Annotated in this window: 10 protein-coding genes; 4 read left to right on the top strand and 6 right to left on the bottom strand. The window is 35.5% G+C overall.

Translation table 11 applies throughout. The features are described 5' to 3' along the window. Positions 1-55 precede the first annotated feature (55 nt). Positions 56-2,197 (bottom strand): S46 family peptidase, encoded by a 2,142-nt coding sequence (locus DZ858_RS11195; protein WP_117159752.1) that lies wholly within the window; start codon positions 2,195-2,197, stop codon positions 56-58. Between the two features lie 299 nt (positions 2,198-2,496). On the opposite strand from DZ858_RS11195, the gene mqo reads away from it, so the two are divergent. Then, a complete protein-coding gene (gene mqo, locus DZ858_RS11190) occupies positions 2,497-3,981 on the top strand; it encodes a malate dehydrogenase (quinone) (RefSeq protein WP_117160425.1) in 1,485 nt (494 codons plus the stop codon). Positions 3,982-4,020: 39 nt separating this feature from the next. Here the strand turns inward: mqo and DZ858_RS11185 are convergent, their stop codons facing one another. The 3 genes from DZ858_RS11185 to DZ858_RS11175 form a co-directional block, all read right to left on the bottom strand. After that, entirely contained in the window at positions 4,021-5,316 is a 1,296-nt protein-coding gene (locus DZ858_RS11185; protein WP_117159751.1) for a phenylacetate--CoA ligase family protein, read from the bottom strand. Positions 5,317-5,439: 123 nt separating this feature from the next. Beyond that, positions 5,440-6,945, bottom strand: coding sequence for a GMC family oxidoreductase (locus tag DZ858_RS11180; RefSeq protein ID WP_117159750.1), 1,506 nt, complete (start codon positions 6,943-6,945; stop codon positions 5,440-5,442). Positions 6,946-6,983: 38 nt separating this feature from the next. After that, complete coding sequence (locus tag DZ858_RS11175) at positions 6,984-8,414, bottom strand: aldehyde dehydrogenase family protein (protein WP_117159749.1); 1,431 nt, start codon at positions 8,412-8,414, stop codon at positions 6,984-6,986. Positions 8,415-8,581: 167 nt separating this feature from the next. Between DZ858_RS11175 and DZ858_RS11170 the strand changes: the two genes are divergently transcribed. After that, a complete protein-coding gene (locus tag DZ858_RS11170) occupies positions 8,582-9,466 on the top strand; it encodes a helix-turn-helix domain-containing protein (RefSeq protein WP_117159748.1) in 885 nt (294 codons plus the stop codon). 223 nt (positions 9,467-9,689) lie between these two features. After that, positions 9,690-10,400: a membrane or secreted protein gene (locus tag DZ858_RS11165; RefSeq protein ID WP_117159747.1), complete on the top strand. Its 711-nt coding sequence runs from the start codon at positions 9,690-9,692 to the stop codon at positions 10,398-10,400. A 24-nt stretch (positions 10,401-10,424) separates the two neighbouring features. Here the strand turns inward: DZ858_RS11165 and DZ858_RS11160 are convergent, their stop codons facing one another. Both DZ858_RS11160 and DZ858_RS11155 read right to left on the bottom strand, forming a co-directional pair. Further along, positions 10,425-12,131: a potassium channel family protein gene (locus DZ858_RS11160; RefSeq protein ID WP_117159746.1), complete on the bottom strand. Its 1,707-nt coding sequence runs from the start codon at positions 12,129-12,131 to the stop codon at positions 10,425-10,427. Between the two features lie 255 nt (positions 12,132-12,386). Beyond that, positions 12,387-13,343, bottom strand: a complete 957-nt coding sequence (locus DZ858_RS11155) for a DUF4382 domain-containing protein (RefSeq protein ID WP_158548366.1) — start codon at positions 13,341-13,343, stop codon at positions 12,387-12,389. 683 nt (positions 13,344-14,026) lie between these two features. On the opposite strand from DZ858_RS11155, the gene DZ858_RS11150 reads away from it, so the two are divergent. Beyond that, positions 14,027-14,722 (top strand): hypothetical protein, encoded by a 696-nt coding sequence (locus DZ858_RS11150; protein ID WP_117159744.1) that lies wholly within the window; start codon positions 14,027-14,029, stop codon positions 14,720-14,722. Positions 14,723-14,742 lie beyond the last annotated feature (20 nt).

Raw genomic sequence — 14,742 nt, 5'->3', positions numbered from 1 at the left:
AACTTATTAATATAAGATTCGTGGTTATTAAAAAGATAGTAATGCTACTATTGCATTATTTTGATAAAGTTAACTCATCTATAATATGCGTTGCTCCAGCAAATTTATCTATTAAGAAAAGTACATATCTTATATCTACATTTATGGTACGTTGTAGTTGGTCATCAAAAATTACATCACCAGCCATAGCTTCTATATTTCCATCAAAAGCTAAACCAATTAATTCTCCTTTTCCATTCAATACAGGCGAACCTGAGTTTCCTCCTGTTATGTCATTATCAGTTAAAAAGTTTACCGGTAAGTAACCATCCTCATCAGCATACTGACCAAAATCTTTTTCTTCGTAAAGTTTAATAAGCTCCTTTGGCATATCAAACTCATCATCACCAGGTTGATATTTGGCAACAGTTCCTTTTAAAGTAGTATAATAATTTTTATCGGCATCGTTGCGCTCATCGGCAGGAAGTGCTATCACTTTTCCGTACGTTAATCGCAATGTACTGTTAGCGTCTGGATAGTATTTTTCGTCAGGATTCTGCAAACGCATTCCTTGAACCATCATTCTATAAGCACGCTCAAAATCATCATCTAATTGCTTTTCTTCTTCCGTTTTGGCGCGGTAACGATTCAATAAATCTGTGGAAAGTTGAAATAAAGGATCGTTTTTAAAAACCTCAGCATCTGGATTTTCTAAAAATGCTTCTAACTTTTCTTTAGTTTCAAAAATACTATTCTCAAAAGCAGTATTTACATAGTCATTCCACCCCGCTTCACTTTTATTATTTGCTTTTGCAACTTTAGCTACCATTGGCGCAATATTTTCTGCCTTGGTTGAGTATAGTTTTAATTGTGCAGCTAGAACATCTTTCTCTAAAGGAAGGTGAAGCCCTTCGTATAGATCATTTATTTGAGCATCCAATTCAGGTTTTAACTCTGCTTGTTTGGCTTCATTTTGTTGTAAATAGAAATCTATTGTTTTTCCCAAACGATATGGAAGTGTCGCCACTTTAGTTCTAAGTAACAAACTTAAATAGTTGTTATGACGGCTTATTTCATTCGTGTTTTTGTAATAATTGTTGATTACTGAAATTACATCTGCATACTTTTCATTGCCTTTTTTTGAAGCCCATCTTTTAAATGCCTTCTCACCTTTTCGTTTTGTTTTTGCGGTTTTGTGTTGTTTTAGCGCATCAATCATTCCTTGGCGGTTTTTCCAATAATTTGCGATAGAAGCATAACTTGAAGCGTAATCAAGGTTCACTTGTTGATCCTTATCCATATATTCCTTCATAACATCCATCGATGTTTTTGAAGCCTCAACCCAAGCTGGATATGCATATTCTACATTCTGTTCAATTCCTCCAGCAGGCATCCAACGATTGGTTCTACCGGGGTATCCCATAATCATAGCAAAGTCATCTTCTTCAAAACCTTTTATATTTGTGGTTAAGTGATGCTTTGGCTTAAGAGGCACATTGTCCGTTGAATATTCAGCAGGATTTCCGTCTTTATCGGCATACACTCTAAAAAGAGAAAAATCTCCTGTATGTCTTGGCCATTCCCAGTTGTCTGTATCACCTCCAAATTTCCCAATGCTTGCTGGTGGAGTTCCTACTAAACGTACATCGTTATAATCTTGATAAACAAAATAGTAAAACTCATTTCCTTGGTAAAAAGATTTAACTGAGACAGTATATTTTCCACCTTCGTTATTTTCTTTTTCAATTTTAGCTATCTCGCGATTAATAGCAGCTTCGCGTTCAGCTTCAGTCATTGAATCATTTACCTGTCCCAAAATTCTTTTTGAAACATCGTCCATTCTTACAAAGAAACGTACCGATAGACTTTTAGGCTTTAGTTCTTCTTGATTATTCTTAGCCCAATAGCCGTCAGTTAGATAATCATTTTCAGAAGTAGAAAGTTCAGCTATTTTACTATACCCACAGTGGTGATTAGTAAGTACTAATCCGCTATCTGAAATAATCTCTGCAGTACAACCGCGGTTAAATTGTACAATTGCATCTTTAAGACTAGAGTTGTTTATACTATATATTTCTTCGGGCGTTAATTGAAGGCCCATTTTTTGCATATCACGATAGTTTAATCGTTCTATGTGCATTAAAAACCACATACCTTCATTAGCATGTAAAGGCATTATAAATGTGGCAAGGAGAAAGCAAATAATTAATTTTTTCATTTAAAAAGAGAGTTTTTATTAGTATTACATATGACACATAAAAGCTTGAAAGCCTTAAAATGCATCAATTGGTAAATATAAGCGGATTCCCTTATTTTTTCTGCTTACGCTCCTTTGAAAAGCATCATACTTAAACAACTTTAACTTTTTGTTAAGACAATGCCGTTTTATTTAAAACTGATGTAGCAATTCCCACAATAGGTTAACTAATATTCAAATTAAATAACTGTAATTTTTATTACAGTTTGTATTGGGTTTCGTTTTCAGCAATACTTATGTATTTTTATAGAAAAAGAGCTATGGATTCAGCAAAAATAAACAAGGATTACGATTTAATATGTGTAGGTGGCGGCATTATGAGTGCTACTCTTGCACTAATGGCTAAAATATTAAAGCCTGAATTAAAAGTATTAATACTTGAAAAATTAAGTAAAGTAGCCCAAGAAAGTTCTGCTGCATGGAACAATGCCGGCACTGGTCACTCAGCACTGTGTGAACTTAATTATACGCCTGAAAACAAAGACGGCTCCATCGATATAAGCAAAGCCATCTCTATTTGTAATCAGTTTGAAATATCAAAGCAATTTTGGTCGTATTTAGTAAATACGGGACATATTACGGATCCGAAGTCGTTTATTCACAACGTTCCACACCATAGTTGGGTGACAGGAAAAGCCAATGCAGATTATTTGGAGAAACGATACCACGCAATGAAAGACCATTATATGTTTCAACATATTGAGTTTACAAAAGACCAAGAAATTATGAAGAAATGGTTTCCGCTTATAATGCACAATCGAAAGGATGATGAACCAATGGCTGCCTCCCGAATAGACCGAGGTACCGAAGTAAATTACGGTGTATTGACCAAAAAGCTTTTTGATATTCTAGAGAAAGATTACAACACCCCTGTTCAATGTAGTGAAGAAGTGTTAGACATAGATCCAGATAAAGGTGTAGAATGGTCTGTTAAAGTTAAAAACACCCAGACCGGAAATATACAACACTTAGATGCCGAACATGTTTTTATCGGTGCTGGCGGTGGCAGTCTACTTTTATTAGAAAAAGTAGAAATTGATGAAAAAGACGGCTATGGCGGGTTTCCTGTAAGCGGACAATGGCTGGTTTGTAAAAATGAAGATGTTATTAATCAACACCATGCCAAAGTGTACAGCAAAGCAGGGTTAGGCGATCCGCCCATGTCCGTACCTCATCTTGACACACGTTATATCGATGGCAAACGCGAATTGTTGTTTGGTCCTTTTGCAGGCTTTAGCCCTAAGTTTTTAAAAGAAGGCTCTAATCTTGATTTGTTTAAGTCTATTAATTTTAAAAACATCCCATCTATGCTAGGTGGTTTTTGGCATAATTTACCTTTAACCAAATATTTAATAGAACAAGTAACCATGTCTTTTGATGATCGTATGGATGATCTTCGAAAGTTTGTAAAAGACGCCAAAAATGAAGACTGGCATGTTGTAATTGCTGGACAACGCGTACAGATAATTAAACGAGACGAATATGAAGGCGGTCGTTTACAATTTGGTACCGAAGTAGTAAGCAGTAAAGACGGTAGCATTACATGTTTATTAGGCGCTTCGGCTGGTGCTTCCACAGCTGTAAAAATTATGCTCGATGTATTGGAGAAAGCCTTTCCTGAAGTAATCCATTCCAATAAAGGAAAAGAATTATTACAGAAAATGGTCCCTACTTGGAACACCCAAGTAGATGAAACTAGCTTTAATACCCAATTAAAACAATCGGAGCAAGCATTAAAATTGTAAATACCTCAATACAAAAAAACTAAAGGATAGAAAGTATGCTTATAATTTCCGCTTATCTATAATACGTTTAAATTTACCCCCTTCGCTCATAGGCATAGAGTTCGGCATTTTTAAATCGACCTTCATTGATAAACCAATACTATTTTTTATTCTTTTGGTTATATCTTTTATCAAGTCTGGATTTTCTAGAAGTATACCCTTTATAGTTTCTACCTCAACAGTAACCGTATCCATCACTCCTTTTTTCTCTACAATAAGCCTATAATTGGGGCTTAATGAGTCTATTTGGTGAATAACTTCTTCTACCTGGGTATGAAATAAATTAACTCCCCTTATTATTAACATATCATCCGCTCTGCCCTTAATTGGTGACATTTTTATGTGAGTTCGCTTTGCGTTTTTATCATAATTAATCGAACAAATATCATTGGTCCAGTACCGCAACACTGGGAAGGCTTCTTTTTTTAATGTAGTAAGTACCAACACACCTTCCTCACCATATGGCAGTGGTTTTCCGGTTTCTCTGTCTACTACTTCAGGGTAAAAATGATCTTCCCAAATATAACAGCCGGTTCCTTTCTCTTCAAAATCTTCTTGCGAAACACCCGGACCAATAATTTCACTTAATCCATAAATATTAGTAGCCGTAACATTAAGCCCTGTTTCTACTTGTTCCCGAATAGCATCTGTCCATGGTTCTGCTCCAAGAATGGCGTATTTTAACGATAATTTTTTAGTATCAAAACCTCTTTTTGCAAATGCTTCGGAAAGAGTTTGGGCGTACGATGGCGTACAACAAATAACTTCTGGGGCAAAATCTTCTAAAATTGTTAACTGTCTTTCGGTCATGCCTCCTGAAACAGGAATCACTGCCATTCCCAATTTGGTTGCTCCACCATGAATACCTAATCCGCCTGTAAATAAACCATACCCGTAGGCATTATGCAATTTCATTTCAGGTTGAGCACCAGCGCAAACCAAAGAACGTGCTATCACTTCATCAAAAACATTGAGGTCATTTTGAGTATAGCCTACTACGGTAGGTTTACCCGTTGTTCCACTGGAAGCATGGATACGTCTAATATCTTCCATTGGTGTGGCGAACATTTTATAAGGATAGTTATCTCTTAAATCTGTTTTTTTTGTAAACGGAATTTTATGTAAATCTTCTACAGACTGAATATCATTAGGATTCAACCCAATAGAATCAAATTGATTTTTATAAAAAGGAACGTTATTGTAAACTCGTTTTACCAAAGAAGAAAGACGCGTATTCTGTAATGCTCGCAATTCTTCAATTGGCATAGTTTCTATTTCTGAATTATAATACTTCATACATTATTTTAGCTGAATTAAGTGATTTGCTTTTAAAGTAAAGCCGTTTTTAAAATAAACCAAAGTTTAATTGAATGTATTAAGGCAAGTTGCCTTGTTTATCAAACTTTCAAATTTTCTAAGTTAATTATTTAAAATCATATCTGCTGCTTTTTCTCCTATCATAATCGATGGTGCATTAGTATTTCCTGAAGTAATACTCGGCATTATAGAAGCATCTGCTACTCTAAGCCCTTCAATCCCATGGACCTTCAGTTCAGGATCTACTACCGCCATACTATCAATCCCCATTTTACAAGTTCCTACCATATGATGATATGTTGCGCATGATTTTCTAATGTAGTCTTCTATTTCTTTTTCCGAAGCATTTTTACCTGGATACACTTCTTTTTTCATCCAATCTTTCATTGCATTAGTATACCCCATCTTTTGACATAATTTAACGGCTTCATATAATGCATCATAATCGGCTTGCTCCCCCAAATAATTTGGATCTAAATAAGGAGTATCATCAGGATTAGCCGAGTTTAGCTTCACTTCTCCTCTACTAACTGGTCTAATTAAACCTGCACAAAATGTAAAGGCATTTTCAGGCCCTTCATACCCCGGACTATAATAAGGTAGTCCCATGAACAATGGTTGTAAGTCTGGAACAAACATATCTGGTCTACTTTTCCAGAATAATTGTGCTTCCAAATGATTGGCTTGTGCGGCAGGAATAGGTTGTTTTGCTTCAAAAATGACACTTACTAGAAGATGATCGTGTAAGTTTTGCCCAACACCTGGAATATTAGCAATACTTTCAATTCCATGCTCAGCTAAGTCTTTTGTATTTCCAAGACCAGAAAGCATTAACAACTGAGGAGAACCAATAGCGCCTGCAGAAACAATAACTTCAGAAGAAGCCTTTGCAGTAATTATTTCATTATCTTTTTTATATACAACACCGGTACACCTCTTTTCTTCAAAAGTTAATCTTTGGGCGTTTGCATTCGTAACGATTGTCAAATTTGGCCTATCTAAAATTGGAACTAAAAACGCCTTTGCTGTAGAACATCGCTCCCCTTCAGGAGTTACGGTGAGGTCTATCATTCCTGCTCCCCAAATATCTTTACTAAAATCATTTGTTTTTGGAATACCCATTTCTTCACAAGCAGCGATGGCTACATTAGAAATTGGATTAGGATTTTTAATAGAAGTAACATACAAAGGGCCATCACCGCCGTGAACTTCATCTGCACCTTTTTCAAAATTTTCTGATTTTTTAAAATACGGTAAAACGCTTTCATAATCCCACCCTTGGCAACCTTGATATGCCCAATTATCATAATCTGAATGATGCCCACGAACATAAATCATCGCATTAAGACTACTACTACCTCCTAAAGTTTTACCCCTAGGCCAATATCTAGGTGTATTCCCTGCATTTTTTTGAGGGGCAGTCATATATGCCCAATCTCTTTCTGTATTCCAAACAGCTGGCCAATTGGCTGGTGCGTGAATGTTTGGATCATTATCTGGGCTACCTGCTTCTAGCAATAAAACGTTAGTATTGGGATTAGCAGATAACCTATTTGCTATTACACAACCTGCAGACCCCGCTCCGATAATTATATAGTCAAAATTCATATGTAAGTTTTTTAGAGTGAAAAAATTGTTTTAAAATTCTATGCTTCCGCCAAAGTGGTTTTTTTTATGCTAATAATTTGAGGTTGCGTAACAGCTTTTAAGCCTTCAACTCCAAACTCCACACCGTAACCAGAGTCCTTCACGCCTCCAAAAGGAACCATAGGATGAATAGCACCGTGTTGATTAATCCATACTGTACCGGCTTCAATTCGAGAAGCTATTTTTGCCGCAAGAGATAGATCGTCTCCCCAAACTGAACCTCCCAAACCTGTTTTAGTATCGTTAGCTTTCTGAATGGCTTCGTCTACGGTTTTATATTTAATAATTGGTAATACGGGACCAAATTGCTCTTCGTCTACAATTCTAATTCCGTTATCTACATTTCCTAAGAGAGTGATTGGGTAGAAATAACCCGGACCACCCATGGACTTGCCACCTCTAATAACACTTGCGCCATTGGCTTTAGCATCTTCCACCAAATCATTTACTTTATCGTATTGCATCTTATTTTGAATAGGCCCTAGTAGAATACCCTCATCCATTCCATTACCCATTGGCATTTGAGCAGCTACAGCATCCAACGCTTCAACTACATTATCATAATCATCTTCGTGAACATATAATCGCTTAGCACAAGCACAGGTTTGCCCCATATTAATAAAGGCCCCCCAAAATAGGTCACCAACTTTTGATTGTATATCTGTACCTGGAAGAATTATCGCCGCATCGTTTCCACCACATTCCAGTGTAAGACGAGCCATATTACCACTAGAAGCTTCAATTATTTTACGTGCGGTAGAAGCACTCCCCGTAAACATTATTTTATCTACATCTTTGTGTTCTACCAACATAGCCCCCACTTCACCACCACCAGAGATAGTATTTAAAACGCCTGCCGGTAGTACAGTATTCATCAAACGTATCATTTCCAGAGTTCCAATTGTAGTGTATTCTGAAGGCTTCAATACTACCGTGTTTCCTGCTCTTAGTGCGGGAATAATCTGCCATATTGCAATCATTAATGGCCAGTTCCAAGGGGTTATGGCGCCAACAACTCCCACGGGTTTACGATGCATTTCGTCACGCCGAGAATCATCCTCAAAAACTACTTCTACCGGTAAATCGAGCGATGCGGGTACTTGTGTCCAACCTACACAAGCTTCCATCTCAAACATAGAGCCAGGACCTGCAAGTGGCTTTCCTTGCTCTTGAGTAATCCATTTTGCCAAATAATCGGTATTGTCTGTTAACACTTGTGCTACTTGCATTAATACATTTTTACGTTCTGTATCACTTTTAGCAGCCCAGGCTGGTTGCGCAACTTTTGCTGCATCAATTGCAGCTTCAACATGATCTTTAGTAGCGTTAGATGCGTATCCTAGTAATGTACCTGTAGCGGGATTCTTCACATCAAAAACGTTTTCGGTTGAAATTGCTTCGCCGTTTATGGTAAATGAGTAATTCTTCATGAGTCAAGTTTTATATTATTTATTCTACCGCAATTTATTGAAGGATCTAATAATATTTTTACATTATAATTCATTTATGCTTAAATTTTCTTCGTTTTATTGTAAAATATCATTTTTAACCCTTATTTTTGAATTATACTTAATTAAAGTGAAAAATATTTAATATTATGCAAGGTAAGTTCATAGAGAGAGGAACTGATTACCCTCTAAAAAATGGAAAGCTTTCTATTTATGAGACAAATTGTTCCTGTAAGGATATTCAATTTCATTTCAATCAATATGTATTGACTGTAATGCTATCGGGCCACAAAACGATTGTTAGTGACAATTTAAAGCTTGAGTTTTTTCCTGGAATGCTTTTTATTCCAGAGAAAGAAGTAATTAATCACGTTTCTATTCCTAATGCTTCTATATACAATCCAACAAAATGTTTGGTGTTAGAGTTAAACCCTTCCTTCTTAAAAAAGGCGTATGAAGAAATTTTATATTCTGAAGCAAACGAAACAATACTCCATAAGTCACCTTCTAGTGCTGAAACGACGGACTATTTTATTTCTAACGATCAATTGTTGATTCAAGCTTTTATGAGGTTATACGATATTCAATCTCAAGACCATTCTGATTGCAAGCCCTTGGTAGAAGATCTCATCATTAAAGAAATTCTATACAGACTGTTTAATACACAAGGTATAGAGTTGCTTAAAAATAGTTTTGAAAAAAGTATTCCTGATGCCAATATCCGTAAAGTAACATCTTACATTAGACATAATATAGGGCAAAAATTGACTATTGAATCCTTGACCAATATGGCAGGAATGGGACAAACAACTTTTTTTAAGCTTTTTAAGGAGTCAACAGGCGCTACTCCTATTGAATATATTCTACAGGAAAGAATTAGGCAAGCAAAAATAATGATACAAAAGGGACGGTTAAATTTACAAGAAATCGCTTTTAAAAGTGGCTTTAATTCTTACGAATATTTTTGCAGTAGCTTTAAGAAATTGGAAAATATAAAACCTTCAGAGTTTAAGAAACAAGAAAAATATGTTTAAACGATAATAATTAATTACCGTTAAAAAGCGAGCTGATTTAAACCATTATAATTTTGTATGACCGTAAATATTGGCCAAAAGCACCGTAAACTAAGGTACATTTGTATTTCTTAAGGCATTATATTATATTAGTAATCTATCGATTTTTAGCAAGGTTATATAACTAATCGTATAGGAACACGTTACCCCTCAAAAAGGCAACCATTAATAAAAATATAGAGTCATGAAAAATATAATTATTCTACTTATTTGTACTTTCCTATCCTTTGGAGTTGAAGCACAAAGTATTATCGGCGCTTGGGAAACACTCACTACCTCTGAAAATGGAGACCAATTAAAAACCGTTGTTATTTTTGCAGATGGTTATCAAACATCAACCACATATAATGCTACTACTGGCGACTTTATTCAAACAAAAGGCGGCACTTGGGAGTTAAATGGTGATGTGATGACAAAGAAAGTAGAGTTTGATACTAAAAACACTGAACGTGTAGGAACTGAAGAAAGTTTTAAAGTAGTAATTACCGATGATGAAATTGACCTTGTTAACAAAGACATTAAATTAAGCATAATAGATAAAGGTGCACCAGGTAAATTAAATGGTGCTTGGTTAATGTCTGGTAGAATTAGAGATGGTGAAACACAGTTACGTGACACAAGTAGACCAAGAAAAACAATGAAAATTTTATCAGGAACTCGATTTCAATGGATAGCTTACAATACAGAAACTAAACAGTTTATGGGAACGGGTGGAGGAACATACACTACTAAAAATGGTGAATATACTGAGAATATTGAGTTCTTTTCCAGAGACGATTCAAAAGCGGGGCTTAGCTTGCAATTTAATTATGAACTTATTGATGGTGATTGGCACCACTCAGGTTTGTCTAGTAAAGGAGACCCCATCCACGAAATATGGAGTATTAGAGAGTAGGGTTTTACGAATAATAAAATCTAATTAAACGACTGTGTCATATATTTCATTGAATTTATTTTTCATTTCAATGTTTCCAAGCAAGACTATTTCAGCGCCATGAGGAAGCAAGGTATTAGCCGATAATAGCGTAATAACTTCGGAGTTTTCTTTTATAGCAATAACAGAAAGTCCTGTTTTAGCACCTATACCAGATTCCGCTAGAGACTTTCCTTCTAATGATGTTGGTATCGGGATAATAAACAAGTTAATACCTTCCCCAAGAACGGTTAGTTCCTGCCCTTTAGAAATAGATAAAACTGCTTCAGAGCCTAATGTAGAATAGCTCAACACAAAATTAGCTCCTGCTCTATGAATTACATCAATGTTTCGAGCTTCAGATATTCGGCTCACTATTCTTACCTTTTTGTTTAATTGACGGCAGTAAGAGGCGAGAAAAATATTCATGGTGTCGTCATGGGTAGTAAGCAATACCGAAGGGGCTTCCAGAATTCCAGCCTTTTTTAGTAGTTCGTAATCTGAAGCCTTTCCAGCGAATACTTGATTACAAAAAGGACGAACTTTTTCGCAAATCTCTGGATCTACGTCTACTACATTTACTAAAATACCATTTTTATGTAAAGATTCGGCAGCAGCCGAGCCTACTCGACCTCCACCAATTAATAATACTGGATTCGGGTTTACATTGTAATCTAGGAAAATCTCATCAACGCTTTGTAGCTGTTCTTTATTTCCAATTATAACTAGAACACTATCGTTTTCTAAATTTTCATCACCAGTTATTGTTTGTAATCTACCCCGTTCCCAAATACCCACAACACTAACTCCAAATTTTTGCCTTAATCCTGCCTCCTTAATGGTTTTAGATACTAGAGGCGTATTATGTACAGGCAGTTCTGCAATTAATAAGTCTTCATACTGCCCTATGGGTTGAGATTTTGCATGTTGTGCATTTACCCTGTTGGCTAATTGTTCTCCAAGCCATTTTCTTATGGGCAGCACGTGGTCTGCTCCACTAAGTTGTTGTACATCTACCGATTCAATATCTGTGGCTATGGCAACAATAGGGACTGTGGGGGCAATATTCCGTATAGTGAGAATAATCTTGGTATTTATAATATCATCTCTATTTACCAAAACCAGTTTCGCATCTTTAACATTAGCACGAGCAAATGTATCCTCATCATCTAACTCTCCATATAGTTCAGGAACGTGGTCATCGTGAATCTCTAGTGCTTTTTCTAGATTATTCTCAATGACGTAATAGGGGGTGTTTTCCTGTTTCAATCGCTCCATAAGGTCTCTCGCTATAACATCATATGAGCATATCAATACGTGATCTTTTGTTCCGGCAGGAACTTGACGAGGAACTTTGTTTTTCTTTTTTGATTCTAAAAGAGGTACATAAAAGTGCCTAATAAAGGCAAACGGTAAAACGATTAATAGCATGAGAATTCCGGAAAGCAATACCACTATACTGAAAGCACGACCAATATCTGACGCAAATGTGATATCTCCGAAACCAAGGGTGCTCATTACGGTAAGAGTCCAGTAAAAACCTGTAACCCAAGAATGGTCTTGTCCTTCGAGCTCCATTATAAAATGGAAAAGAATAGAGTATACTACGATGACAATTCCTAATAGTGCCAAATATTTTAGTAATACTTTGGAATTTTTTTTAAACTCCCTATCCTTCAAATAATAAGCTAACTGGCTACCGACAAATTTCATAATCTTTCATTTTTAATAGGATTTACAATTTCGTCATTTTAGATTCTTAAGCTATAAAATTTATGTCAGTTTTTCTAATTTCAAGAATAAGGCTTTAATTATGATAGCATAAAGGAGCAAAAACCTATTGTCTGCAATTGATAAAAGTAATAAAACTGCGAATGAGAAGATAAACAACATCATGCTTTAAAGCGCCCCAAACAAAAAAAACCTCCCGATAAGGGAGGCTCTTTCTATTTACAGTCTATGTTTTGTTTATAAAAACAAGATAGATTGTAGGATAATATCCAATGTTACTTCAGCACCTGCATTTACTTCAATGTTGTCTAGTGCAATAGAACCATCAACTTCGGTATCTACCATTCCCTCAAACGCTAACATGCCATCGTTATTAGAATCTGTATAGCTGGCAAAATGTACTTCGTACGTGTCAGCTTCTAAAAAGTGTAAGGTAAAGTCCTGAGTTCCTTCGGCAACAACACTACTGCTTACTGAATTAGCAAACCGTACGCCGTCTGTGTTTTCTTCAGATTCTGCTACAGTATAATCTTCTAATTCATATACATAAGCAACCATCACACCATCTTGTGTTTCGGTTTCATTGGTTACTGTTCCAGAGATCATTCCAGTACTAATTGTGTTTACTACACGTACACTACTGTTCAACTGGCTTTCAGATGAAAAGTTGTACCCACCGTTCGCCTCATCGGCAACAATAGCTTTACGTAAATCGACATCCAGCACTATTTGGTTCGTGTCCTGTGCTGCAACATCTACATCACTATCAATATTAATTGTAGCGTTAGGAGCTTCTAAAGCCACTTTTGTACTACCATCAACTACCACATAGTTAGCAGGGCTATCGCCGTTTACATCACTATCGGTCGCCAAAATTAAATCAATATCATCATATTCTTTGGCCTCTAAATCTAAATCTCCCAATAGTTGTGTTTCGCCATCGGTTAAGGCACTAAGCTCTATCGTAGTCTTTTCGAAACCAGAAAGGCTTTGCCCATCAATTTGCACATCGGCTACGGTAATAAATACGGCATCTACTTCGGCATTATCGATTGGGGCATCGGTAATATAAACTTCCGTATTGTAGTTTTCTGCATCTACATCTACTGATGTATCATCATCTTCAGAACATGAGACGTATAAAAAAGCCATTATGGCTGTCATTGTTGAAATAAAAATTGCTTTTGTTTTCATAGTTTTCATTTTTAAGTATTTGTTAGGTTTATTATGTTCTTTTATAAGTATTGCTTCAATACGAGCAATATCTTTTTAAAAGAACCGTGGCAAGTGTAGGGTAAATTACAATGCTGGAAAAATGAGTTTAACGATACTTTAAGAGCCAACCGAAGTGAAAAACCCTCTATTTATTTGTTTTACAGACTACTATAACACCTGTAGCCGCTAATATGCTTTTTTATACCGGAACGGTATACTTTTAACCCTTTTTAAAAAAATAGCTCCAGCCCTTCCCCTTATTAATAAAGGGCTCTGCTTAGTATAAAAGTTATCATAAAAAACAAGGGCATTTCTTAAATAACCAATCTTTAACAAACCAGCTCATGATAATTTAAGGGTATTTTAAGAAAAGTCAACCCATTTTCATGAAATAGCGATATCCATAACTTTATATAAACCAGAGCAAAAATTTTAAAATGTACCGTCTATTTTTCTTGAAATAAAGTGGAAACCACTTAAAACCAAAGAGTAGATTTGTGTATTACCAAGGGTTATAGTACTTTAGTGGTCTCCCCTTTTAAATTATTGATAATAAGTAGTAAAAACACAAAACCTGCTCATAGTATGCCAAATTGGTTAGATAAGAGCATAAAAAGTGCTCATATAAAAAAGTTGCCATCAAGCTAAAAAAAACATCGCGAATGAATTTCAAAATTATCATATTAATATTTCTAACTACATTTTCTATCAGCTGTAAATCTCAAACAACCGATATTGAAAATAGAACAATCGATTATTATTTTGAGGAAGTTGCTGATTTGGAATTGAAAGCGTTATTGGAAAACAAAATCCTAATTGATAGCGTAACGGTTGCGAAAAAGTATATGGACACTATAACCAACCAAATTAATAGTGAAGGATTTCAAAAATATGCAGAATTGAAAGCGGACATTTATATGTCATATTTCAGAGATTATCTATACCAACAAAAAGTAGAATATGATAACGACATTTATGTACTCTACTTTTCAATGGCTGGATTTGACGATATGGAATGGAACATTATAAAATGGAATAAAGATAATTGGAAAGCTGAGGAACGATTAAGCCGTGAAGAACTTGAAAATAATAATGATATTGAGAAAATACTCTGGAATTATGATGAGGCAGATAAGAACGACGAAAACATTCAGATTTTTATAAAAAATGATTATTTGGTTATGGAACGAGGAAATTTATATCATTCACTTTATGACCTTAAAACTAAAGAAGTAATATTGAATGAGGTAAGTCCTTGGAGTGCGTCTGGAAATAAAGATGGAGTGGAAATGAATGCGTGGATTAAGGAAAATTTACACAATAAAATTGAAAAATATCTGAATACAAAGCGTGGATAAAGCCAGATGGCAACAATGTA

This window comes from Marixanthomonas ophiurae (assembly GCF_003413745.1).
Taxonomy (GTDB): domain Bacteria; phylum Bacteroidota; class Bacteroidia; order Flavobacteriales; family Flavobacteriaceae; genus Marixanthomonas; species Marixanthomonas ophiurae.
The sequence above is the reverse complement of the archived record's forward strand: the minus strand, read 5'-3'. Positions and strand labels throughout refer to the sequence as shown.